The organism is Pseudomonas sp. UYEF17 (genome assembly GCF_040546125.1).
Taxonomy (GTDB): Bacteria; Pseudomonadota; Gammaproteobacteria; order Pseudomonadales; family Pseudomonadaceae; genus Aquipseudomonas; species Aquipseudomonas putida_Z.
Genome location: NZ_JBEPNE010000005.1, coordinates 234,360 through 257,757, shown reverse-complemented (window position 1 = coordinate 257,757; position 23,398 = coordinate 234,360). Strand labels below are relative to the sequence as shown.

Annotated in this window: 25 protein-coding genes; 8 read left to right on the top strand and 17 right to left on the bottom strand. The window is 63.5% G+C overall.

The annotated features are described in order from the left end of the window. Positions 1 to 22: 22 nt before the first annotated feature. Complete coding sequence (locus tag ABIB24_RS10945) at positions 23 to 502, bottom strand: RNA pyrophosphohydrolase (protein ID WP_003249017.1); 480 nt, start codon at positions 500 to 502, stop codon at positions 23 to 25. A 141-nt stretch (positions 503 to 643) separates the two neighbouring features. Here ABIB24_RS10945 and ABIB24_RS10940 point away from each other — a divergent pair, with 141 nt between their 5' ends. Then, positions 644 to 1,300, top strand: coding sequence for a histidinol-phosphatase (locus ABIB24_RS10940; RefSeq protein ID WP_274078241.1), 657 nt, complete (start codon positions 644 to 646; stop codon positions 1,298 to 1,300). A 129-nt stretch (positions 1,301 to 1,429) separates the two neighbouring features. On the opposite strand, the gene ABIB24_RS10935 is transcribed toward ABIB24_RS10940, so the two are convergent. Both ABIB24_RS10935 and ilvA read right to left on the bottom strand, forming a co-directional pair. Next, the gene (locus ABIB24_RS10935) at positions 1,430 to 1,855 is read right to left on the bottom strand and encodes a DUF2269 domain-containing protein (protein WP_274078242.1); all 426 of its coding nucleotides are present in this window, start codon (positions 1,853 to 1,855) and stop codon (positions 1,430 to 1,432) included. A gap of 195 nt (positions 1,856 to 2,050) precedes the next feature. Continuing rightward, positions 2,051 to 3,565, bottom strand: a complete 1,515-nt coding sequence (gene ilvA / locus ABIB24_RS10930) for a threonine ammonia-lyase, biosynthetic (RefSeq protein ID WP_137162613.1) — start codon at positions 3,563 to 3,565, stop codon at positions 2,051 to 2,053. A gap of 134 nt (positions 3,566 to 3,699) precedes the next feature. Here ilvA and rpiA point away from each other — a divergent pair, with 134 nt between their 5' ends. Then, positions 3,700 to 4,374: a ribose-5-phosphate isomerase RpiA gene (gene rpiA / locus ABIB24_RS10925; protein ID WP_170033521.1), complete on the top strand. Its 675-nt coding sequence runs from the start codon at positions 3,700 to 3,702 to the stop codon at positions 4,372 to 4,374. 116 nt (positions 4,375 to 4,490) lie between these two features. Here the strand turns inward: rpiA and ABIB24_RS10920 are convergent, their stop codons facing one another. The 4 genes from ABIB24_RS10920 to ABIB24_RS10905 form a co-directional block, all read right to left on the bottom strand. Beyond that, entirely contained in the window at positions 4,491 to 5,393 is a 903-nt protein-coding gene (locus tag ABIB24_RS10920) for an SdiA-regulated domain-containing protein (RefSeq protein ID WP_075046682.1), read from the bottom strand. Positions 5,394 to 5,483: 90 nt separating this feature from the next. Next, on the bottom strand, positions 5,484 to 6,404 hold the full coding sequence (locus tag ABIB24_RS10915; protein ID WP_354316436.1) for an SdiA-regulated domain-containing protein: 921 nt from the start codon (positions 6,402 to 6,404) through the stop codon (positions 5,484 to 5,486). Positions 6,405 to 6,586: 182 nt separating this feature from the next. After that, entirely contained in the window at positions 6,587 to 7,252 is a 666-nt protein-coding gene (locus tag ABIB24_RS10910) for a fumarylacetoacetate hydrolase family protein (protein ID WP_274078245.1), read from the bottom strand. Between the two features lie 25 nt (positions 7,253 to 7,277). After that, positions 7,278 to 8,675: a D-2-hydroxyglutarate dehydrogenase gene (locus ABIB24_RS10905; RefSeq protein WP_085592443.1), complete on the bottom strand. Its 1,398-nt coding sequence runs from the start codon at positions 8,673 to 8,675 to the stop codon at positions 7,278 to 7,280. Positions 8,676 to 8,845: 170 nt separating this feature from the next. Between ABIB24_RS10905 and serA the strand changes: the two genes are divergently transcribed. Beyond that, entirely contained in the window at positions 8,846 to 10,075 is a 1,230-nt protein-coding gene (gene serA, locus ABIB24_RS10900; RefSeq protein WP_003258542.1) for a phosphoglycerate dehydrogenase, read from the top strand. A 166-nt stretch (positions 10,076 to 10,241) separates the two neighbouring features. Here the strand turns inward: serA and ABIB24_RS10895 are convergent, their stop codons facing one another. After that, positions 10,242 to 10,718, bottom strand: a complete 477-nt coding sequence (locus ABIB24_RS10895; protein ID WP_274078247.1) for a DUF4399 domain-containing protein — start codon at positions 10,716 to 10,718, stop codon at positions 10,242 to 10,244. Between the two features lie 223 nt (positions 10,719 to 10,941). Between ABIB24_RS10895 and ABIB24_RS10890 the strand changes: the two genes are divergently transcribed. Beyond that, positions 10,942 to 11,430, top strand: a complete 489-nt coding sequence (locus tag ABIB24_RS10890) for a substrate-binding periplasmic protein (protein WP_354316433.1) — start codon at positions 10,942 to 10,944, stop codon at positions 11,428 to 11,430. A gap of 122 nt (positions 11,431 to 11,552) precedes the next feature. Here the strand turns inward: ABIB24_RS10890 and ABIB24_RS10885 are convergent, their stop codons facing one another. Further along, the gene (locus ABIB24_RS10885) at positions 11,553 to 12,056 is read right to left on the bottom strand and encodes a 2-thiouracil desulfurase family protein (RefSeq protein WP_354316431.1); all 504 of its coding nucleotides are present in this window, start codon (positions 12,054 to 12,056) and stop codon (positions 11,553 to 11,555) included. Beyond that, positions 12,043 to 12,675: a 2OG-Fe(II) oxygenase gene (locus ABIB24_RS10880; RefSeq protein WP_084785356.1), complete on the bottom strand. Its 633-nt coding sequence runs from the start codon at positions 12,673 to 12,675 to the stop codon at positions 12,043 to 12,045. Before ABIB24_RS10880 ends, ABIB24_RS10885 begins: the two co-directional genes overlap by 14 nt. 113 nt (positions 12,676 to 12,788) lie before the next feature. Between ABIB24_RS10880 and ABIB24_RS10875 the strand changes: the two genes are divergently transcribed. Beyond that, a complete protein-coding gene (locus ABIB24_RS10875; protein WP_003258544.1) occupies positions 12,789 to 13,541 on the top strand; it encodes a DUF2059 domain-containing protein in 753 nt (250 codons plus the stop codon). Here ABIB24_RS10875 and bipL read toward each other — a convergent pair whose 3' ends face one another. Then, the gene (gene bipL, locus ABIB24_RS10870) at positions 13,542 to 14,468 is read right to left on the bottom strand and encodes a phospholipase BipL (protein WP_137162618.1); all 927 of its coding nucleotides are present in this window, start codon (positions 14,466 to 14,468) and stop codon (positions 13,542 to 13,544) included. It lies immediately after the preceding gene. Positions 14,469 to 14,701: 233 nt separating this feature from the next. Between bipL and ABIB24_RS10865 the strand changes: the two genes are divergently transcribed. After that, entirely contained in the window at positions 14,702 to 15,271 is a 570-nt protein-coding gene (locus ABIB24_RS10865; protein ID WP_137162619.1) for a DUF6436 domain-containing protein, read from the top strand. Here the strand turns inward: ABIB24_RS10865 and ABIB24_RS10860 are convergent. Next, positions 15,250 to 15,816 (bottom strand): sugar O-acetyltransferase, encoded by a 567-nt coding sequence (locus tag ABIB24_RS10860; protein WP_137162620.1) that lies wholly within the window; start codon positions 15,814 to 15,816, stop codon positions 15,250 to 15,252. The two genes, ABIB24_RS10865 and ABIB24_RS10860, sit on opposite strands and share 22 nt — an antisense overlap. Before the next feature lie 86 nt (positions 15,817 to 15,902). On the opposite strand from ABIB24_RS10860, the gene ABIB24_RS10855 reads away from it, so the two are divergent. Together ABIB24_RS10855 and ABIB24_RS10850 are read left to right on the top strand one after the other, a co-directional pair. After that, positions 15,903 to 18,266, top strand: coding sequence for a penicillin acylase family protein (locus ABIB24_RS10855; protein ID WP_354316427.1), 2,364 nt, complete (start codon positions 15,903 to 15,905; stop codon positions 18,264 to 18,266). Between the two features lie 150 nt (positions 18,267 to 18,416). Continuing rightward, positions 18,417 to 19,235: an alpha/beta fold hydrolase gene (locus ABIB24_RS10850; protein ID WP_274078253.1), complete on the top strand. Its 819-nt coding sequence runs from the start codon at positions 18,417 to 18,419 to the stop codon at positions 19,233 to 19,235. Positions 19,236 to 19,364: 129 nt separating this feature from the next. Here the strand turns inward: ABIB24_RS10850 and ABIB24_RS10845 are convergent, their stop codons facing one another. From ABIB24_RS10845 to ABIB24_RS10825, 5 genes are all read right to left on the bottom strand, one after another. Then, complete coding sequence (locus tag ABIB24_RS10845; RefSeq protein WP_137162624.1) at positions 19,365 to 20,237, bottom strand: transporter substrate-binding domain-containing protein; 873 nt, start codon at positions 20,235 to 20,237, stop codon at positions 19,365 to 19,367. Next, positions 20,234 to 21,007: an amino acid ABC transporter ATP-binding protein gene (locus tag ABIB24_RS10840; RefSeq protein ID WP_137162625.1), complete on the bottom strand. Its 774-nt coding sequence runs from the start codon at positions 21,005 to 21,007 to the stop codon at positions 20,234 to 20,236. The genes ABIB24_RS10845 and ABIB24_RS10840 overlap by 4 nt, the downstream gene beginning before the upstream one ends. After that, on the bottom strand, positions 21,004 to 21,663 hold the full coding sequence (locus ABIB24_RS10835) for an amino acid ABC transporter permease (protein ID WP_354316426.1): 660 nt from the start codon (positions 21,661 to 21,663) through the stop codon (positions 21,004 to 21,006). The genes ABIB24_RS10840 and ABIB24_RS10835 overlap by 4 nt, the downstream gene beginning before the upstream one ends. Further along, positions 21,644 to 22,309 carry an amino acid ABC transporter permease gene (locus ABIB24_RS10830; protein WP_075047059.1) on the bottom strand — a complete coding sequence of 222 codons (666 nt, stop codon included), beginning with the start codon at positions 22,307 to 22,309 and terminating at the stop codon, positions 21,644 to 21,646. Before ABIB24_RS10830 ends, ABIB24_RS10835 begins: the two co-directional genes overlap by 20 nt. A gap of 303 nt (positions 22,310 to 22,612) precedes the next feature. Further along, entirely contained in the window at positions 22,613 to 23,398 is a 786-nt protein-coding gene (locus tag ABIB24_RS10825; RefSeq protein ID WP_025341021.1) for a MetQ/NlpA family ABC transporter substrate-binding protein, read from the bottom strand.

Here is a 23,398-nt window from a genome sequence, read left to right as displayed (position 1 = left end):
GGCTCGGGGTCGAACTCCGTCGTCAGTCGCGCGTCAGCAGACGCGGTGCTAGCTCTTTCAGGGCGCGTCGGTAGACCTCGCGCTTGAATGTCACAACCTGGCCCAGCGGGTACCAATAGCTGACCCAGCGCCAGCCGTCGAATTCCGGCTTGCCGGTCAGGTCCATCCGCACCCGTTGTTCGTTGCTGACCAGACGCAGCAGGAACCATTTCTGCTTCTGGCCGATGCACAGCGGCTGGCTATGCGTACGCACCAGTCGCTGGGGTAAACGATAACGCAACCAGCCACGGGTGCAGGCAAGAATTTCCACATCATCGCGTTCAAGGCCAACTTCTTCGTTCAGCTCGCGGTACAGGGCATCCTCCGGCGTCTCGTCAGGGTTGATGCCACCCTGGGGAAACTGCCAGGCATCCTGGTTGATCCGTCGAGCCCATAGCACCTGCCCGGCATCATTCGTGAGAATGATCCCGACATTGGGGCGAAAACCATCCGGGTCGATCACGGCAGCAACCTCGCAAACGCATGTCACCGCATTGTTCCACAAAGCTTGCGAGCGCAGCAACGCGCCCGCCAAGCTTATGTGCAGCAGCGTGAAAACTCCGTATTCTGCGGGCCTACCCTGTGGCTTATGCGAGTGACCGCGATGCGCCTGGCTTTATTCGACCTGGACAATACCCTCCTCGGTGGCGACAGCGACCATGCCTGGGGTGACTACCTCTGCCAGCGCGGCATCCTCGACCCGGTTACCTATAAGCAACGCAACGATGGCTTCTATCAGGAATATCTGAACGGCACCCTGGACCTGCAGGCCTACCTGGCCTTTTCCATGGAAATCCTTGCGGCAACACCGGTAGCCCAGCTCGACGAATGGCACAGCGACTTCATGCGCGACTGCATCGAGCCGATCATCCTGCCCAAGGCGCTGAGCTTGCTGCAGCAGCACCGCGAGGCCGGCGACCAGCTGGTGATCATCACCGCCACCAACCGCTTCGTCACCGCACCGATTGCCCGGCGCCTGGGGGTTCGCGTGTTGCTGGCGACCGAATGCGAGATGCGTGATGGCCGCTATACCGGGCGTAGTACCGATATACCGTGTTTCCGTGAAGGCAAGGTGACGCGGCTGGAGCGCTGGATGCTGGAGAACGGCTTCGATCTTGAGGACAGCTATTTCTATAGCGACTCGATGAACGATTTGCCGTTGTTGCAGCGAGTGGCGCATGCGGTGGCGGTGGACCCCGACCCGAAGCTGCGGGCGGAGGCCGAGATGCGCGGGTGGCCGGTGGTTTCGCTGCGGGATTGAGGTTTTCCTGTGCCGGCCTCTTCGCGGGTAAACCCGCTCCCACAGGTACTGCACAGCCCTCAAGCCCTGCTCAGATCCTGTAGGAGCGGGTTTACCCGCGAAGAGGCCAGCACATACAGCACAAAGCTGTCAGACCGGCTTGGCGCCCATCAGCCCGGCGATGGACAGGAAGCAAACCCCACTGAACACCGCCAGTGCCAAGGTAAAGCGCAACCCCACCACCTCGGCCTTGCGCAGCCGGTTCAACCGCACCAGCAGCCACCACACGGCAAACGCGCCCAGCGTATAGATGACGCTGGACGCCAGCACCCAGGCCTGCCCCAGCGGCCAGCCCACCAGGTGCACCAGCCACCAGCCGGTGAACGGCATGCTCACCAGGCACAGGCCCATCGCCAGCCAGACGAACACCAGGGGCCGACGCAGCAGCTTGGCGTAGGCCTCGGCATCGCCCTTGCGGCGGGCGCGCACGGTCCAGAGCGCCAGGCCTAGAGCACCCAGCAGCAGGAGCGCGGTGGCGATGATGTGCAGGGTCTTGAGGGTGGTCAGGTGTTCCATGTCCGAATTGTCCTTTGTCAGGCCATTTTTGCAGCAGCCCCTAACCCTTGTAGGAGCGGCCTTGTGTCGCGAAAGGGCCGCAAAAGCGGCCCCGGGATCTCGGCCATGATCACACATTGCCGGGGCCGCCTTGCGGCCCATCGCGACACAAGGCCGCTCCTACAAAAAGCGAGATTTCTGGCTTAGCTTAGCCGCTCAGCCCAGGAACAGCTTGTAAGCCGGGTTGTCAGTCTCGTCCCAGTACGGGTAACCGATCTTCGCCAGCGCCGCCGGCACCAGATGGCGCTCGTCTTCCGGCACCTGCAACCCCGCCACCACGCGCCCGTCAGCGGCACCATGGTTGCGGTAATGGAACATCGAGATGTTCCAGCGCCCGCCCAGCTTGTTGAGGAAGTTGAACAGCGCCCCCGGCCGCTCGGGGAACTCGAAGCGCAGCACCATCTCGTCACTGGCACCGGCCGAATGGCCACCAACCATGTGGCGGATATGCAGCTTGGCCAGCTCGTTGTCGGTCAGGTCGGTAACCGGGAAGCCCTGCTCGGTCAGTTGCTGTACCAGTGCCGCACGCGGGTCGTTTTCCGGGTGGGTCTGCACGCCGACGAAGATATGCGCCTCGTCGGAGGTGTGCTTGCGGTAGTTGAACTCGGTGATCTGGCGCTTGCCGATAGCCTCGCAGAAGGCCTTGAAGCTGCCCGGGCGTTCGGGGATGGTCACGGCGATGATCGCTTCGCGCTTTTCACCCAGCTCGGCACGCTCGGCCACATGGCGCAGGCGGTCGAAGTTGACGTTGGCACCGGAGTCGATGGCCACCAGGGTCTGCCCGGCCACGCCGTACAGCTCGACGTACTTCTTGATGCCCGCCACACCCAGGGCACCGGCAGGTTCGGTGATCGAGCGGGTATCATCGTAGATATCCTTGATAGCCGCGCAGATCTCGTCGGTACTGACGGTGACCACTTCATCCACATGATGGCGGCAGATATCGAAGGTGTGCTGGCCGATCTGAGCCACCGCCACGCCGTCGGCGAACAGCCCGACCTGCGGCAGCACCACGCGCTCGTCGGCCGCCATGGCCGCCTGCAGGCAGTTGGAGTCGTCCGGCTCGACGCCAATCACCTTGATTTCCGGGCGCAGGTACTTCACGTAGGCAGCAATGCCGGCGATCAGGCCACCGCCACCCACCGGCACGAAGATCGCGTCCAACTGGCCTGGGTGCTGGCGCAGGATCTCCATGGCCACGGTGCCCTGCCCGGCGATGGTGTGCGGGTCGTCGTAGGGGTGCACGTAGACGAAGCCCTTTTCATCGACCAGTTTCAGCGAATAGGCCAGCGCCTCGGGGAACGAGTCGCCATGCAGCACCACCTTGCCGCCCCGCGAACGCACACCTTCGACCTTGATTTCCGGGGTGGTCTTGGGCATCACGATAGTGGCCTTGATGCCCATCTCGCGCGCTGCCAGGGCCAGGCCCTGGGCGTGGTTGCCGGCCGAGGCGGTGACCACGCCACGGGCCAGTTCTTCCGGGGTCAGTTGGGCCAGCTTGTTGTAGGCCCCGCGGATCTTGAACGAGAACACCGGCTGCAGGTCTTCGCGCTTGAGCAGAATCTGGTTGCCCAGGCGCTTGCTCAGCTGCCCGGCGCTCTGCAGCGGGGTTTCGACCGCAACGTCGTAGACGCGCGAGGTGAGGATCTTCTTGACGTACTGTTCGAGCATCGGGAATGCATCACTGGGCCGCGGGACAAGGGCTGGGAGTCTACCCCAGCGCTACGTCGGGCGACCACAGCAAAGCCGCCCGAGCCGTTATACTAGGCTCTTTTCAAAACCGCCCTGCCCCTCTCGGAGCCCGCATGACCCAGGACCAACTCAAACAGGCCGTCGCCCAGGCCGCTGTCGACTTCATTCTGCCCAAGCTGGATGAAAAGAGCGTCGTCGGCGTCGGCACCGGTTCGACCGCCAACTTCTTCATCGACGCCCTGGCTCAGCACAAGACCGCCTTCGACGGCGCGGTCGCCAGCTCCGAAGCCACTGCCCAGCGTCTGAAGGGCCATGGCATCCCGGTCTACGAGCTGAACAGCGTCAGCGAACTGGAGTTCTACGTGGACGGCGCCGACGAGAGCGACGCGCACCTGAACCTGATCAAGGGCGGCGGCGCAGCCCTGACCCGCGAGAAGATCGTCGCCGCCGTGGCCAAGACCTTCATCTGCATCGCCGACGCCAGCAAGCTGGTACCGGTGCTGGGCGCCTTCCCGCTGCCGGTCGAAGTGATCCCGATGGCCCGCAGCCACGTGGCGCGCCAACTGGTCAAGCTGGGTGGTGACCCGGTCTACCGTGAGGGCGTGATTACCGACAACGGCAACGTGATCCTCGATGTGCACAACCTGCAGATCACCAACCCGGTGGAGCTGGAAGCGCAGATCAACGCCATCGTTGGCGTGGTGACCAACGGCCTGTTCGCGGCGCGTCCGGCGGATTTGCTGCTGCTGGGTACCTCTGAAGGCGTGAAAAGCCTGAAGGCCGAGTAACCTGCGGCGAGGGCTTCGCCCTCGATTCGCAGCACAAGGCTGCTCCTACAAGGGTACGCGATTTCCTGTAGGAGCAGCCTTGTGCTGCGAATGGGCTGCAAAGCAGCCCCACCTGCTCACTCCGCTGGCTGTTTGAACACATAGAACAGGTTCGGCTCACTGACCAGATAGATGGTCCCTGCCTCATCCATCGCAATCCCCTCCGCCTGTGGCACCGTCGCCTGCAATCCCTGGAACCCCTTGCGCAACGACAAGGTACTCAGCGGCCGGCCCTCCACATCCAGTTCCAGCACCAGCCGCGACTCGTCCGACAGCGCCAACAGGTGCCCGCTGCGCTCATCGAACTGCAAGCTCGACAGGTCCCGCACGAACAGCCGCGAATCGCGCTTGCGGTCCTGCACCACATGCACCGCATAGGGCTGCTCAGGGTTGTCGTGCGGGAAGCCATGCACCTCGTAGATCAGCATCGGGTCACGCTCCTTGGCCACGAACAGGCGCTTGCCCGCCGAATCGTAAGCCAGCCCCTCGAAACCCTTGTTGCCGTTCAGGCCAATGCCCAGGGTCAGCTGCTCGGCATCGCCGGCATCGAGGAACATCGTGTCGTCCTCCAGGCGCACGCGAATCAGCCGCTGCTGACGCTCGTCGGTGATCACATAGCTGTTGGGCCCGACGTACTCTACCGCTTCCGGGTCGCCGAAGCCGGTCAGCGGCACCCGGCGCAGGATGCGGCCGTCCAGCGACAGCTCGATCAGCTCCGAGCGGGCATTGGTGACGGTAAACAGGGTCTTGCGGTCGGGGTCGTAGGTCAGCGCCGATATGTCGTCATCCAGCCCTTCGACCGGCTGCGCCTCCACCACCACCCGGTAGCGGTCCAGGCCGATGCTCTGCTCGGCGGGCTGCCACCAGGCCTTGAGGTTGAACCAGCCACGCTCGAACAGGCGGAACTCCTGCCCGGCCAGGCCGAGCAGGAGCAGGCCGATGGCGGCCAGGACAAGGAACAGGCGAACAGAACGGCGCATGAGGGCAGACTCGACATAGGGGTGGCGAATCTAACCATGAACAACTGAAGTAAAGCTTAATGCCAGCATCCGAAAAGTCGGATGTTGGGCTCAGTTCTTTCTGAAGCGATAGAACAGGGCCGGCTCGCTAACCATGTACAGGTTGCCCTTGTCGTCCATGGCCACCCCTTCGGCACGCGGAATGGTGTCCTGCAGGCCGTTGAAACCGCCGAGCAAGGTCATGAAGCTGACCTGCTGACCCTGCTCGTCCAGCTCCAGCAGCATGTTGGAATCGGCCGACAGCGCCAGCAGGTGGCCGGTACGCGGGTCGACGCCCAGTGCCGAGAGGTTGCGCAGGTCCAGTTCATCGCTGGGCAACGGCTGCTTTTCGCCCGTGAGCGGGCTGCGGCCATCGGTGTTCCAGGTGTACAGCCTTGGCGGGCGCTCCTCGCCGATGACCAGGCGCTGGCGTAGCGGGTCCCAGGCCACCGCCTCGAAGCCCTTGTTGCTTTTCACCGACTGGCCCAGGTCGTGGCTCTGGAAATCATCATGGTTCAACGAGGTGGTCTGCGCATCCACCTTGACCACGGTCAGGTCGTGCAGGCGCTCATCGGTGATTGCCAGGAAGCCGTCTTCCAACACGGCGACGCCTTCCGGGTTGTTCCAGCCGTTGAGGGGGATCTTGCGCAGTACATCGCCATCCAGGCTCAGTTCGACCAGGATAGGGTTCTTGCCCATGACTGCGAACAGGGTGCGGGTACGCGGGTTGAAGGCCACATCCGAAGCTTCATCGTCGTCCATGCCCGGCAGCGGCTTGGCATCGATGTCGACCTGGTAGTCCGGCAGCCATACGCTTTCGCTGCGCTCGGCGGTGCTTTCGAAGCCTTCCTTGACCCACAGCGCGCCGCGGTCATCCCAGTGCATGGCCACGGCCACGCCATAGCCGATTACCGCCGCCGCGGCCAGGCCGAAGGGCCAGCGCAGGAAGAAACGACGCTTGGGGGTTGCCGGGGCGCTGGAGGGAGATGGCATGCGGGGGTCCTGGGGAAATGGGCGTAGGTTCGCGCATTATCCGGATCAGGTGTGAAAAATCGGTAAACAGGACCGGCCTCTTCGCGGGTGAACCCGCTCCCACAGGGTTCTCCACAGGTTTGAAGCTTGTGATATTCCTGTGGGAGCGGGCGTGCCCGCGAAGAAGGCGACGCGGTCTCGAATCAGAGCACCCGGCTTTCGAAGCGGCTCACACCCGGCAGCTCCAGCACCAGTTCGTCACCGACATTGAACGGCCCCACGCCCGCCGGGGTGCCGGTGAGGATCACATCCCCCGCCTGCAGCGAGAAATGCGCGGCCATGTACTGAATCATCGGCACGATCGGGTTCAGCATCATCGCGCTGTTACCGTCCTGGCGAACTTCGCCGTTGACGGTCAGGCGCACCGGGATGTCGGTCACGTCCTCGAAGCTGGCGGCCGACACGAACGGCGGCAGTACGCAGGCGCCGTCGAAGCACTTGGCCAACTCCCATGGCAGGCCCTTCTCTTTCAGCTTGGCCTGCACATCGCGCAGGGTCAGGTCCAGCGCCGGGGCGTAACCGGAAATGGCGTCCAGCACCTCTTCCTCGCTCGGATGAGTCGACAGCGGCTTGCCCAGCAGCACGGCAATTTCCGCCTCATAGTGCACCGAGCCACGTTCCGTCGGAATCTTGAAGCCGCCCTCGGCCGGCACTGCGCAGCTGCCCGGCTTGATGAACAGCAGCGGTTCGGTGGGGATCGGGTTGTCCAGCTCCTTGGCATGCTCGGCATAGTTACGGCCGATGCACACCACCTTGCCCAGCGGGAAGTGAATGCGTGTGCCGTCTACGTACTGGTGCTGGTAACTCATGGCCGACTCCTCTGGATACTGCTTTCTATTCAGGTGCGAAGATCTTACCCGGATTCATGATGCCGTTAGGGTCGAACACGGCCTTTATTGCCTTCATGCAGGCGATTTCTTCGGGCGAGCGGCTGTAGCCCAGGTAGTCTCGCTTGGTCATGCCCACGCCGTGCTCGGCCGAGATCGAGCCGTTGTAGCGCTTGACGATATCGAACACCCACTTGTTGACCTTGGTGCACGAAGCGAAGAAGTCATCCTTGCTCATGTGCTCGGGCTTGAGGATGTTCAGGTGCAGGTTGCCGTCGCCGATGTGGCCGTACCACACCACTTCGTAATCCGGGTAATGTTCGGCAACGATGGCGTCGATATCGCGCAGGAACGCTGGCACTTTCGATACCGTGACAGAAATGTCGTTCTTGTACGGGGTCCAGTGCGAGATGGTTTCCGACAGGTACTCGCGCAGTTTCCACAGATTTTTCAGCTGGGTCTCGCTCTGGCTCATCACCCCGTCCAGCACCCAGCCTTGCTCGACGCAGTGCTCGAAGGTGGCCAGGGCTTCGTTGGCCACCTCCTCGGTGCTGGCCTCGAATTCCAGCAGCGCATAGAACGGGCAGTCGGTCTCGAACGGCGCCGGCACATCGCCACGCGCCAGGATCTTGGCCAGGCCCTTGTCGGAGAAGAACTCGAAGGCGGTCAGGTCCAGCTTGCCCTGGAAGGCATGCAGCACCGGCATGATCGAGTCGAAATCCGGGGTCCCCAGCACCATCGCGGTGAGGTTGCGCGGCGCACGGTCCAGACGCATGGTGGCCTCGACCACAAAGCCCAGGGTACCTTCGGCACCGATGAACAGCTGGCGCAGGTCGTAGCCGGTGGCGTTCTTGATCAAGTCCTTGTTCAGCTCCAGCAGCTCACCCTTGCCGGTGACCACTTTCAGCCCGGCCACCCAGTTGCGGGTCATGCCGTAGCGAATCACCTTGATTCCGCCGGCATTGGTGCCAATATTGCCGCCAATCTGGCTGGAGCCGCTGGAGGCGAAGTCCACCGGGTAATACAGGCCCTGTTCTTCGGCGTAGGCCTGCAGCTGGCGGGTAATCACCCCTGGCTGGCAGACCACGGTGCGGTCGAAGGCATTGAAGCCGAGAATCTGGTTCATGTAGTCGAAGGCGACCACCACTTCGCCATTGGCCGCCACGGCGCCTGCGGAAAGCCCGGTACGCCCGCCCGACGGCACCAGCGCCACCTTGTGCGTATTGGCCCAGCGCACGATCGCCTGCACCTGCTCCACCGTCTTGGGGAAGACGATGGCGCTGGGCGCCGGTGGGTAATGCTTGGTCCAGTCCTTGCCATAGGCCTCCAGGGAAGCTGCGTCGGTCAGGACCTTGCCAGGGTCGACAAGGGTCATCAGTTCATCAATAACAGCGGGGTGGGTCATCGCTGGAACTCTCGACTTATTCATAGTCACCCTGAGCACTCTTCACCTGTCGGGATAAGCTCAGATTGTGTCGCGTATGCTAGCATAGCCCTCCCGCTGTTCATGCTAAGGCTGCCTTTGCGCCTGGCATCACCCTCGCCATTTTTTCTCCGGGATACAGGTTTACGCAGATGAGCAAGACTTCTCTCGACAAGAGCAAGATCCGGTTCCTTCTTCTTGAAGGTGTGCACCAGAACGCGGTCGATACCCTCAAGGCCGCCGGCTACACCAACATCGAATACCTCACTGGTTCGCTGCCGGAAGCCGAGCTGAAGGAAAAGATCGCCGATGCCCACTTCATCGGCATCCGTTCGCGCACCCAGCTGACCGAAGAGATCTTCGACTGCGCCAAGAAACTGGTCGCCGTTGGCTGCTTCTGCATCGGCACCAACCAGGTCGACCTGGAAGCTGCCCGCGAGCGCGGTATCGCCGTGTTCAACGCGCCATACTCCAACACCCGTTCGGTAGCCGAACTGGTACTGGCCGAAGCCATCCTGCTGCTGCGCGGCATCCCCGAGAAGAACGCTTCCTGCCACCGTGGCGGCTGGATCAAGAGCGCGGCCAACTCCTTCGAAATCCGCGGCAAGAAGCTGGGTATCGTCGGTTACGGCTCGATCGGCACCCAGCTGTCGGTCCTGGCCGAGAACATGGGCATGCAGGTGTATTTCTACGACCCGCTGACCAAGCTGCCACTGGGCAACGCCGTGCAAGTCACCAGCCTGCACGAGCTGCTGGGCCTGGCCGACATCGTTTCGCTGCACGTGCCTGAGCTGCCGTCCACCCAGTGGATGATTGGCGAGAAGGAAATCCGCGCGATGAAGAAGGGCGCGATCCTGATCAACGCCGCCCGCGGCACCGTGGTCGAGCTGGACCACCTGGCCGCCGCCATCAAGGACCAGCACCTGATCGGCGCCGCCATCGACGTGTTCCCGGTGGAGCCGCGCTCCAACGACGAGCAGTTCGAAAGCCCGCTGCGTGGCCTGGACAACGTGATCCTGACCCCGCACATCGGTGGTTCCACCGCTGAAGCCCAAGCCAACATCGGCCTGGAAGTGGCCGAGAAGCTGGTCAAGTACAGCGACAACGGTACCTCGGTATCCTCGGTCAACTTCCCGGAAGTGGCCCTGCCGGCGCACCCAGGCAAGCACCGCCTGCTGCACATCCACGAAAACATCCCGGGCGTGCTCAGCGAGATCAACAAGGTCTTCGCCGAGAACGGCATCAACATCTCCGGTCAGTTCCTGCAGACCAACGAGAAAGTCGGTTACGTGGTGATCGACGTTGACGCCGAGTACTCCGACCTGGCGCAAGAGAAGCTGCAACAGGTCAAGGGCACCATCCGTTCCCGCGTCCTGTTCTAAGTTCGCTGGCGACATGAAAAAGGGAGGCCCCGGTGGCCTCCCTTTTTTTGCCTGTGACATTGGTGTCGCCTGCTTCGCGGGCTTGCCCGCTCCCACAGGGTCCACACCAGCCTTGAAGCCAGTGGTGATCCTGTGGGAGCGGGCGAGCCCGCGAAGAACCCGACACCTATTTCACGTCGACAGTAATCTTCTGCGACACGACGCTCGGCTTGAACGGCACGTGATACTGGTCACCCAGCACCAGCTGCAGGGTGTGCTTGCCCGGGGTGAGGGTAATGCTGGTCTCGGTCTGCGCCTTGCCGAAGTGCAGCACTTGCGGGCCATCCGGCAGCGCGGTGCCGGCCTGTGGCATCAGGCTGGATGGCAGCGCCATGTCGGCCACCGGCTCTTTATCCACATCCACCAGCAGGTGGTGGTGCCCGGTGTGCGGGGTGCTGTCGCCCGCAGGCTTGAGCGTCATGCCCTCGATGCCGAACTTGACGGTGAAGGTCTTGTCGACCGTGGCGCCATCGGCGGGGGAAACGATGAAGACCTTGGCATCCTTGGGCGGCTCCTGGCTCTTCAGGGCATCTGCGGCACTGGCGAACATTGACGCTCCCATCAACAGACCAGCAACGGCAGCACGCGAAAATAGGCTGTTCATTCACTTCTCCTGTGATTCACTTATTGACCGCCGCCAGTATTCCAGTGGCGGCGGTGGTTCACCTTAGTTGATATGTTTGCCCAGATGTTCACATCGTCAGGCAGAAATATTTCAATCAGGGTTAAACAATGCCGAGCCTTCAAGGTCATAGGCTGCGCTCGACCACGGCGAGGAAGAAAGCCGTGGCGAAGGTTATTCATCTGCCAAAGAGAAAGGGGCTTTAATGCGTTCGATCATCGGAGTAATGCTGGCGGTACTGATCACGCCATTGGCTCAGGCCGAGCTGATAGACGAAATTGCCGACCGGGGCGAACTGCGCATTGCCGTACAGGCCGACAACTCGCCGTACGCATTCAAGGAAAATGACCACCTGACCGGTTTCCAGATCGAGTTTGGCCAGGACCTGGCCAAGGAACTGGACCTGCGCGCCGAGTTCATCGAAGCCCCTGCGGCAGAGGTACTGCCCGGTGTCGAGAGTGGCAAGTACGACATCGCACTGACCCCGTCGAGCGAATCGCCCAAAGGTGACGGCCAGCTCGATGTGAGCCTGCCGTTTGGCGAGAAGCAGCTGGTGATCCCGTTCCAGAAGGACAACCCGGCGTTCGAGAGCGCGGTGAACAATGCACTGCAGCGGCTCAAGGACAGCGGGCGGACTGCCGAGCTTGAGCAGAAGTGGTTCAAGGGTGTGCCTGAGACTGCGTCCGGGCAGTAAGTTCTTTATTGCCTGTACTGGCCTCTTCGCGGGCACGCCCGCTCCCACAGGTTAATCACAGGCCCGGGAGCGGGTGCTATCCCTGTGGGAGCGGGCGAGCCCGCGAAGAGGCCAGTACAGGTTCAAGCAGAAAACTCAATGAGAGCCTGCTGTGCCTCGTCCAGCTCCAGCTCGCTGAACACCAGCACCCCCGCCCGCCGCAGCAATGCCGTGGTCACCCCTTCCCCGGCCACCTTCACACCACTGAACGTGCCGTCATAGGTCAACCGGTTGCCACACGAAGGGCTTCCAGCCTTCAGCACGGCCACACGAATGCCATGCCGGCGCACCAGCTCCAGCGCCCGCTGCGCCCCGGCCAGGAACTCGGCGCTGACATCCTCGCCCGTCACCGTCAGCACCTGCGCGCCACCGTCGAGCACCTCCCCACCCTGCCCGCCCGGTATCTCTGCAGGCGGCCGTGGGGTCGGCAAGCCACCGGCCACTTCCGGGCACAACGGCACCACGCGCCCTTCGGCCTGCCAGCGCTGCAACAGGTCGGGGTGGCCACTGGCGCGGCCGTCATAGCGCACCGGCTGCCCCAGCAGGCAAGCACTGACCAGCACCTTGGGCAGGTCAGAACGGGTCATTGCCACGGCGCCGGAACCAGCCGGTCAACGAAAGCCGCTCACGCCCTGCCGGCAGCACCTCATGGGGCACCTCGCCCGACAGGAACACCACCAGGCAGCCCGCCACCGGCTCGACATCATGCTCGACACCGTCCGCCAGGAACATGCGCAACTGGCCACCGTCCTGCGGCTGCCAGCCTTCATTCAGGTACAGGACTGCCGACACCATGCGCCGGTCATCATCGCGGAAGCGGTCCAGGTGCCGGCGATAGAACGCCCCCGGCGGGTACAAGGCAAAATGGCACTCGAAGTCTTCCAGGCCGAGGAACAGGCCCTGGTTGATGGCCTGGCGCAGCTGGTCCATGGCGCTCAGGTACTGGTCGCAGGCCTCGGCCTGGCCGGGGTCGATCCACTGGATCTGGTCGCCGCGAATGGCCTCGCGCACCTCCTGGGCAGCACCGCGCCCAACCCCTGCGGGGTTGAGTTCGCCTTCGGCATCACGGCGCCGGCACTCAGCCGCGAGCGCGCGCACCAGGTCGGCAGGCAGAAAAAGCGCCTGCTGGGACCAGCCATGGGTGACCAGATCGTCGACGACGGCCGCAAGCATCGGGTGTTCAGGGGAGATGTGCATGGCGCGCATCATATCCATTAGCCATGTCGGCGCACAGCGCCACTTGGCCGAGAAGCACGCGGATATCTCGACAAACCGGCGCCCGGCCACGGACAATAGCCACCTGCCGACAGGAGTCCTGAATGCGCCGTCTGTTTTCCCTGATTCTGCTGATGATCTGCACCGTGCCTGTCTGGGCAGACAACCTGGATCAACTGTACAAGGCCGCCGGCTGGCCCGACCAGCGCGCCCATTTCAATGATGCCCTGACCGCCGCCCAGGAACGCTACCGCAACAGTTTGCCACCCGCCGTGTACCAGGCGCTGGTAAACAACAGCAACCAGCGCTTCCAGGCCCAGGCGGTGGACCGTCGCGCCCAGGCGCAGCTGCGCGCAACCCTGGCCAACCCGGCACCAGCGCTGGCCTTCTTCCGGTCGCCGCTGGGGCGCAAGGTGGTGGCTGCGGAGCTCAAGGCCACACGCAAGGACGAACTGGCCAGGAATGCCAAAGGCTTGCCGAAGATCCAGGCCAGTGATGACCGCCTGCTGATAATCGGCCACCTGGCCCAGGCCCTGCCGGCGCGCGAAGCCGGTGCCGAAGTGAGCCTGGCCATCGCCGGCGTGGCGGCCGACAGCCTCAGCTCGATGATCCCCGGCCTGTTCGGCGGCGGCCAGGCCCAGAACCTGCTCGACGGCCAGCGCCAGCGCCTGATGGGCCAGATCGGCGAAGACCTCAACAACACCCTGCTGTATGTCTATCGCGACCTGTCCGATGCCGAGCTGGAAGAGTTCGCCACCTTTGCCGAGTCGCCAGACGGCAAGGCTTACTACCAGGCCGCCTTGGCCGCCGTTCGCGCAGGCCTGGCAGTTGGCCAGAGCAGCAGCGACCTTAAGTGATCAGCCCAGGCGCTGGTCGATGAAGTCGAAGTAGCGCTGGCGAATGCCCGGCAGCTCGTTGGCCAGGTGGTGACGGGCCTCGGGCAGCATCAGAATCTGCGGCTCGGCAAACTTGGCCTTGAGTACTTCGAGGTTGTAGGGCCAGTCCACTGTGCCATCCGCTTCTCCTTGCACGATCAACGGCCGCCGCGTGCTGCGCGGCGCGGCCTCGATGCGTTTGACCCAGGCAATCAAGGCACCCACCCAGGCTGTAGGCAGGCGGCGCGGTTGTAGCGGGTCGGCTTCGAGGAACGGCAGGAAGGTCGGGTCATTGGTGTTCTCGCTGAAGCGCCGCTCGATGCCATTCACGAAGTGACGCAACACGCGATAGCTCAGCTTCGACCAGCGCCAGGCACAGGGCCGCACCAGCGGCGCCAACAGGATGACCTGGCCATCGATGGGGCTGCGCGCGCCCTGGTACAACAGGTGGTCCACGGCGATGGCGCCACCGGTGCTTTGCCCGCAAAGGTGCCAGGGGCGCGGCAGTTGCAGCGTGCGCGCCTGTTCGAACAAAGCATCCAGCACTTGCTGGTAAACCGCGAAATCACTGATGCTGGCCCGCTCGCCGCTGGACAGGCCATGGCCGGGCAGGTCGCAACTGATCACGGCGAAACCCTGTTTGAGCGCCCAATCGATCACGTGACGGTACAACCCCATGTGATCGTAATAGCCGTGCAGCAGGAACAGCGTCGCGCTCGGCTGCTCGGGTAGCCAGGCCTGCCCGACCAGCTCGAAGCCTGCGGCCTGGAAGCCGCCCAGCCAGCTGTGGGCCGACAGGTTCAGGCCATAGAAGCGCTGGTAGTCCTGCGCCTGCGCCGACAACGGCCGGCGAGCGTTCAACGGCGCCAGGCTGGTGCGCAGGAGGTCGGGGTGAAAGGCAGCGGGCATCGGGTACATCCACAGTGAAGCAAGTATTGATCTGGGATATTCAGCTCTGGCCCGCGCCATGGCAAGCTTGCTCACTATCGAACATCAACCACCGATCCCCTGTAGGAGCGGCCTTGTGTCGCGATAGGGCCGCACAGCGGCCCCGGCAATCTCAGCGTGGGGCACAAATCCTGGGGGCGCTTCGCACCCCATCGCGACGCAAGGCCGCTCCTACAGGGGGCCGCGGAACCTTCATGAAGACTCGGATCATCAAACCACTGTGCATGGCTCTCGTCCTCATCGTCGGCGCCATCATCCTCTGGCAGGCCTACACCACCTTCAAGGCCCGCTACCTGCGCCCGTTCGACAACCAGGCCACGCTGTTCGACGGCAGCCAGCTGCAGTTGCCCGCCGAGCTGGCCGGCCCCGGCCCGATCCGGGTAGTGCATTTCTGGGACCCTGCCTGCCCGTGCAACGTCGGCAACCAGCAGCACTTGGGCGACCTGGTCAACCAGTTCGCCAGCCAGGGCGTGACCTTCCACGTACTGCAAAAGCCCGACAGCCACGGCCAGCTGCCCGCCAACCTCACCGCCCTCAAGCCACTCGCCAGCGTGCCCGGCAGCGAACACCTGCCCGCCTCCCCGGCCGTGGCGATCTGGGACCGGCAAGGCCACCTGGCCTACTTCGGCCCCTACAGCGAAGGTGCGGTATGCAATGCCAGCAACAGCTTCATCGAGCCGATCCTAAAGGCACTGCTCGACGGCCGCCAGGTGAGTGCCTCCAATACCCTGGCGGTAGGCTGCTACTGCCCCTGGGCCGGCTGACGCACCCGCGCAGGGTTGCCCACCACCACCGCCCCAGCCGGCACATCCCGAGTCACCACACTACCGGCACCCACCACGGCGTTATCGCCAATGGTCACCCCCGGCAGGATGATCGCCGCGCCGCCGATCCACACGTTGTTGCCGATGGTCACCGGCCGGCCACTCTCCAGCCCAGTGCGGCGCACCTCGGGGTCGAGCGGGTGGTCGGCGGTATAGATCTGCACGTTGGGGCCGATCTGGCAGTCATCACCGATATGCACCGGCAGCACATCGAGGATCACGCAGTTGAAATTCATGAAGGTGTTGCGGCCGACGCTGATGTTGTAGCCATAGTCGCAATAGAACGGCGGGCGGATCACCGCGCCTTCGCCGACCTGGCCAAAGTGCTCTACCAAAAGCCCATGACGTGCGTCGTTGAGCAATTCGATACTGCTGTTGTAGCGGTGCATCCAGTGCTTGTTGGCGATCTGCTCGGCCTGCAGCTCGGGGCAGCCAGCGTGATAGAGCTGGCCTGTAAGCATTTTCTGTTTTTCGCTGAGGGACATGGAAACTCCTTCCTGGGGCTATGCTCTGTTCGCGAATCCGCCGATCATCGGACCACATTTTTCGCTTGAACGCACAAGGAGCCTGCATGAAGCGCAGCCTGACCCTGTTGGCCGTGGTGGTTGCCGTGGCCGCCGGCGCCGGATACTGGTACCTGCAGGGCAAGCTGCCGCAACGCGAGGGCGAGGTGGCCATCGCCGGCCTGCAGGCGCCGGTCAGCGTGCGCTACGATGCCCGCGGCGTGCCGCACCTGCAGGCGCAGAGCGAGCCGGACCTGTACCGTGCCCTCGGTTACGTGCATGCCCAGGACCGGCTGTTCCAGATGGAGATCCTGCGGCGCCTGGCCCGGGGCGAGCTGGCCGAGGTGCTGGGCGACAAGCTGCTGCCCACCGACACTATGTTCCGCAGCCTGCGCATTCGCGAACAGGCAGCACTGATGGCCAAGCGTCAGGACCGGCAATCGCCCGCCTGGCAAGCCCTGCAAGCCTACCTCGACGGGGTGAACAGCTGGCAGGCCAGCCACCCCAAGCCCATGGAATTCGACCTGCTCGGCATTACCCCACGCCCGTTCAGTGCCGAAGACACCCTGAGCATCGCCGGCTACCTGGCCTACAGCTTTGCCGCCGCGTTTCGCACCGAGCCCGCGCTGACCTACATCCGCGACCAGCTGGGCCCTGAGTACCTGAACATCTTCGATCTCGCCTGGCAGCCCGAGGGCGCCTTGAGTACACCGCTAGCCGCTGCCGACTGGCAAAGCCTGGAGGCCCTCGCCCACCTCAGCCATGACGCGCTGGGCGATGCGGGCATCCCGCAATTCGAGGGCAGCAACGCCTGGGCCGTGGCCGGCAGCCGCACCCGCAGCGGCAAGCCGCTGCTGGCCGGCGACCCGCACATCGGTTTTGCGGTGCCGGCAGTGTGGTACGAGGCAGAGCTGTCGGCGCCGGGCTTCAACCTGTATGGCTACTTCCAGGCGCTAAACCCGTTCGCCCTGCTCGGCCACAACCGCGACTTCGGCTGGAGCCTGACCATGTTCCAGAACGACGACGTCGACCTGATCGCCGAGCGCATCAACCCGGCCGACGCCAACCAGGTGATGGTCGATGGCAAATGGCAGGCAATGGAAAAGACCGAGCAACAGATTGCCGTCAAAGGCGAAGCACCGGTCACCCTCAGCCTGCGCCGCTCGCCCCATGGCCCGATCGTCAACGACGTGCTGGGCGCCACTGCCGGGCCCACGCCAATCGCCATGTGGTGGGCGTTCCTGGAGACCGAAAACCCGATCCTCGACGGGTTCTACCAGCTCAACCGCGCCGATACCCTGGGCAAGATGCGCGAGGCCGCGGCCAAGGTGCATGCGCCGGGGCTGAACCTGGTGTGGGCCAATGCCCGTGGCGATATCGGCTGGTGGGCGGCGGCGCAGTTGCCGATCCGCCCCGACGGCGTCGACCCCGCGTTCATCCTTGACGGTGCCAGTGCGCAGGCCGACAAGCTCGGCTTCTATCCCTTTAGCGTCAACCCGCAACAGGAGAACCCGGCGCGCGGCTACATTGTCTCGGCCAACTACCAGCCTCCGGCGGCGGTGCCGATACCCGGTTACTACAACCTGCCGGACCGAGGCCGCCAGCTCGACCGCCACCTGGCCAACCCCGAGGTGAAGTGGGATACCCAAAACAGCCAGGTGCTGCAGCTGGACACTGCCAGCGACCATGGCCCGCGCACCCTTGCACCACTGCTGGCAACGCTGCGCGCAGTGGCCGAAGGCGACGAAGAGAAGGAACTGGTCGAGCAACTGGCAGCCTGGAGCGGCGACTACCCGCTCGACTCGACCAGTGCCACGCTGTTCAACCAGTTCCTCTACGAGCTGGCATTCGCGGCCCTGCATGACGAGCTGGGCGACACCTGGTTCCCGGTACTTATCAGCACCCGCGCCATCGACGCAGCCCTGCCGCGCCTGGCGGCGGATGCCGATTCGCCGTGGTGGAACACCCGCGGAGCCAACCAGCGCACCGACCGTGCCGCCGTGGTGCGCACGGCGTGGCAGAACAGCTTGAAGCACCTGCGGGAGACCATGGGTAGTGACCCGACCAGCTGGCAGTGGGGCAAGGCCCATACCCTGACCCACAACCACCCGCTGGGGGTTAAAAAGCCGCTGAACCTGCTGTTCAACGTCGGCCCGTTCGCCGCACCGGGCACCCATGAAGTGCCGAACAACCTCTCGGCGAAGATCGGCCCGGCGCCATGGCCGGTGACCTATGGGCCGTCGACGCGGCGGCTGGTCGACTTTGCCGATGCCGGGCAGGCGCTGACCACCAACCCGGTCGGGCAGAGTGGCGTGCCGTTCGACAGGCATTTTGCGGATCAGGCCGAAGGGTATGTGCAGGGGCAGTACCAGAAGGCGCAGATGGGGGTGATTCCGGCGCAGAGTACCTTGCGTCTGGTGCCAGCTCAGTAAAGGAGCTGCCATGCAGCCCATTCGCAGCACAAGGCTGCTCCTACAAGAAACCGCGATCCCCTGTAGGAGCAGCCTTGTGCTGCGAATGGGCCGCAAAGCGGCCCCGACAATTTCGAATACCCTACAGCACTCCCAGCCGAGACCCATTCCATGCAAAGACACTTCATCGAAATCGACGGCGCCCGCATGAGCTACATCGATCAGGGCCAGGGTTTCCCGGTCCTGCTCGGCCACAGCTACCTGTGGTCCGCCGAGATGTGGCAGCCACAAATCGAAGCCTTGTCAGCACACTTCCGCGTCATCGTCCCCGAGCTGTGGGGCCACGGCGGCTCCGATGCTCCGCCTGCCACGACCATCGACATGAACAGCCTGGTCCGCCAGCACCTGACGTTGCTGGACAAACTGGAAATTGCCAAGTGCCACCTGGTCGGGCTGTCGGTAGGCGGTATGTGGGGCGCACCGCTGGCCGCTACCCATCCTGAACGAATTGATCGCCTGGTGCTCATGGACACTTACCTGGGCGCCGAGCCGGAGGAGACTCGGCTCAAGTACTTCGCCTTGCTGGATGCCGCCAGCGAAGCCGGCGAATTCAGCGACCTGCTGCTCGACATCATCGTGCCTATTTTTTTCCACGCAGGCGGCCAGACCGTGCCTGAAATCCGTGAGCGGTTTCGTGCTCAGCTGAAGGCAAGCAGTGCACAAACCATTCGCGAGAGCCTCGATCCCATGGGGCGGATAATCTTTGGACGACACGACCTGCTGGAGCAACTCGAACAGCTGCCGAGCGAGAGAACCATCCTGATGTGCGGCGACCAGGACATTCCGCGGCCGCCGGAAGAGTCCAATGAAATGGCGCGGATCATTGGCTGCCTGGCGGCGCAGATTCCGTTTGCGGGGCATATCTCCAGCCTGGAGAACCCGCGGGTGGTGAATGAGTTCCTGTTGAATTGGCTGCCGCGTAACCAGTGAGATTACCGGGGCTGCTTTGCAGCCCTTGTGGGAGCGGGTTCACCCGCGAAGCAGGCAACGCGGTGCATGGCACCGGCTTCGCCGGTGTTCGCGGGTGAACCCGCTCCCACAATGGCCTTATTTACCTGACTAACCCTGCCACTTGCCCCCTTCCACAATCACGCTTTCCGGCTTGGTGTCATCGCTCAGTTCTTTGCGCACATACTGGTCATACAGCTTCAGCAGAAACTTCTCCTCCCCCAGCTTGGCCAGCTCGGCATTCACCCAGTCACGCAGCTCGGTGTTGCCCTTTTTCACCGCCGGTGCAATCGGTGCCTCGTCACCCAGCAGCTCAGGCAGCACGCGGTACCCCGGGTTCTGCTTGGCCCAGCTGAACAGAATCAGGTTGTCCTGCGCATAGGCATCGCCACGCCCGGTGGCCAGCGCCTGCAGCGACTCGCTGTTCTTCTCGAACTTGAGCAGTTTCCAGTCCGGGTGGTTCTTGGTCAGCCAGATATCAGCGGTAGTGCCGGTGGTGACGATGATGGTCTTGTCGGCCAGGTCGTCGAGCTTCTGCACCGGGCTGCCATCCGCGACGATGGCCTGCACGGCAACGCGCAGGTTGGGGTTGGTGAAGTCCACCGCTTCCTTGCGCTCCGGGGTCACGGTCATGTTGGCGAGGATCAGGTCGACCTTGTCGCTCTGCAGGAACGGGATACGGCTGGCCGGCTCCACGGCAACGAACTCGACCTTGTTTTCATCACCCAGCAGGTCCTTGGCCAGGCGCCGGCCGATATCGGTGTCAAAGCCCACGTAGCGGCCCCGCTCATCGACGAAACCGAACGGCGGCTTGTCGGTGAACACCCCGACAATCAGCTTGTCGCGGGCCTTGATGGTTTCCAGGTAGCTGGTGGCCGGCGAGGCCGCCGCGGGCGTGGGTGGTTCTTCAGCCTTGTTGCAGCCGGCCAGCAGGGCCAGGCCGAACAACGGCGCCAGCAGTTTGGTGAGGTTGGCAGTTTTCATGACAGTTCCTTGTGCAGTGTCTTCGGCAGGCTTTCTACGAAGGAGAATTTCTCCAGGAACTGCTGCGCGCGTGCGGTCCGCGGTCGTGTGAAGAAGCTCTCGGGGTCGCCCTGTTCAAGGATCCTGCCGGCCTCCATGAACACGATGCGGTCGGCCACCGCGCGAGCGAAGGCCATTTCGTGGGTAACGATGAGCAAGGTCATGCCGTCGCGGGCCAGGCCCTGGATCACCTGCAGCACCTCCTTGACCATTTCCGGGTCGAGGGCTGCGGTAACCTCGTCGAACAGCATCACCTCGGGGTTCATGCACAGCGAACGCACGATGGCGATGCGCTGTTGCTGGCCCCCGGACAACTGCCGGGGAAAAGCGTCGCGTTTGTCCAGCAGGCCGACCCGCGCCAGCAACGTCTCGGCCTGGGCCTGGGCTTCGGCGCGCTCGCGCCTTTGCACCTTGAGCGGGCCAAGCAGCAGGTTGTCGATCACGCTCATGTGGCCGAACAGGTGATAGCTCTGGAACACCATGCCGACCCGCTGGCGGATCTCGCGCCAATCGGTGCGCGGGTCGAGCAGCTCCTGCCCGGCCAGGCGCAGGTGGCCGCCGTGGGCCTGCTCCAGCCCGTTGAGGCAGCGCAGCAGCGTGCTTTTGCCACAACCGCTGGGACCGAGGATGACCACCACCTCGCCGGCCGCCACCTGGAGGTCGACGTCCTTGAGCACCTGGTGCTCGCCAAAGAACTTGTTGAAACCCTGGAATTCGATCAATGCGCTCATGAGTGGGCCCAGCGGCGTTCCAGCACGCGTGAAGCGGCGGACAGCGGATAGCAGACGATGAAGAAGAACAGGAACAAGGCGCCGTAGATCAGCACCGACTCGTAGGTGCGTTCGATGATCTGCTGGCCGGCCTTGATTACCTCGACCACGCCGATCAGCACCGCCAGCGAGCTGGTCTTGATGATCCGCGTGTAAATGTTGATGGTCGGCGGGGTCATGCGCTTGAGCGCCTGTGGCAACAGCACGTAGCCATACAGCTGCCAGCCGGCCAGGCCGATCGACAACCCCGCCTCGCGCTGGCCGCGCGGCAGCGAGCGCAGCGCGCCACGCACCACCTCGCCCACCTCGCTGGCGCCCCACAGGCCCAGCACCAGCACCGCGCACCAGAAGCTGGGGATGCTCAAGGCCAGGAAGATCGGCAAGCCGAAGAACACCAGGTACAGCCAGACCAGCACGGGGATGGCACGGAACAGCTCCAGGTACACCTGCAAGGCAATGTTCAGGGCCCGGTTGCCCAAGGTTGCCAGCACGCCATAAAGCACACCGCCCAGCGTCGCGAAGAGGATGCCCAGTGCAGAGATGGCCAAGGTCTGCGCCGCACCGCCAGCCAGCTGCGGCAATGCCTGCAGCAGCAGGTCAGACGCCGAACTGGCCATGTTGCAGCCTCCTTTCGACATAGCGCAGCAGCAACGACAGCGGCAGGAACAGCAGCACACAGAGCAGGGTCAGCACGGTGAGCATTTCATAGGTCTTGTAGTACAGCGCGATGTAGTTCTTGGTGGTGTAGAGAATTTCCGGCACGGCCACCGCCGACACCACGGTGGTTTCCTTGAGCAGGAAGATGAAGTTGGCGAACAGTGCCGGCAGGCTGAGGATGCCGGCCTGGGGCAACACCACATGGCGCAGTAGCTGGCCTTCGGACAGGCCGATGGAGCGCCCGGACTCCAGCTGGGCACGGGGTACGGCCTCGATGCCGGCACGCAGCACCTCGGTGAGGTAGGCACCGCCCATGAAGGTCATGGTGATGATCGCTGCGGCAAAGCCGGAAATCTTCAGGCCCAGGCTGGGCAAGGCGAAGTAGACGAAGAACAGCTGGATCAGCAGCGGCGTGTTGCGGGCCAGCTCCACGTAGGCTTTTACCAGGCGCGACAGGTACGGGGTGCGTAATACCAGCAGTGTGGCGTTGACCAGGGCGACCAGCAGCGAGGTGGCGATGGCGATCAGGCCGACCTGCAGGGTCACGCCCACGGCCTTGAGGAAGGCGGGCAGCGTGCCGAGGATGAATGCGGTGTCGAGGGTCATGGTGAAGCAGGTCTGCAGGGTGCGCGTGCGCACGATAGCTAGACTCTAATGATCTAAAAACTTTTTGATAAATACCTTTGTAGAATATGCATATCACTGAGTGTTCCGCGCTGGATGCATGTACTGACGGCGCACGCAGGACCTTGTGGGAGCGGGTTTACCCGCGAAGCAGACAACGCGGTGGATGGCACGGGCTTCGCCCGTGTTCGCGGGTAAACCCGCTCCCACAGGTAACTAAGCCCACAAACAAAAACGCCGACACAAGGGTGTCGGCGTTGGGTCATGCAAGGTAATGCAAGCGCATCAGAACGCCGGCAGCACCGCACCTTGGTACTTCTTGGCGATGAATTCCTTCACTTCCGGGCTGGTCAGGGCCTTGGCCAGTTTCTGGATGGCTTCGCTGTCCTTGTTGTCCGGGCGGGCGACCAGGAAGTTCACGTATGGCGAGTCGCTGCCTTCGATCACCAGCGCGTCCTTGGCCGGGTTCAGGCCGGCTTCCAGGGCGTAGTTGGTGTTGATCATGTCCAGGTCGACCTGGTCCAGCACACGCGGCAGCATGGCCGACTCAAGCTCGCGGAACTTCAGCTTCTTCGGGTTCTCGGCAATGTCCTTGGGAGTGGCCAGGGCGTTCTTCGGATCCTTCAGGGTGATCAGGCCAGCCTTCTGCAACAGCAGCAGGGCGCGGCCGCTGTTGCTGCCCTCGTTAGGGATGGCAACGGTAGCGCCTTCTTTCAGTTCGCTCAGGCTCTTGACCTTCTTCGAGTAACCACCGAAGGGTTCGACGTGCACGCCGATCACGGTATCCAGGTGGGTGCCCTTGCCTTCGTTGAAGTTCTGCAGGTACGGCAGGGTCTGGAAGTAGTTGGCGTCCAGGCGCTTCTGGTCAACCTGCACGTTCGGCTGCACGTAGTCAGTGAAGACTTTGATCTGCAGGTCCACACCTTCCTTGGCCAGGGTCGGCTTGATCAGCTCGAGGATTTCGGCGTGCGGTACCGGGGTGGCGGCAACCACCAGTTTCTCGGCGGCGGCAGCCAGGCCGGCAAACGACAGGGCAGCAGCCAGGGCAGTGGTCAGCAGGGTCTTCTTCAT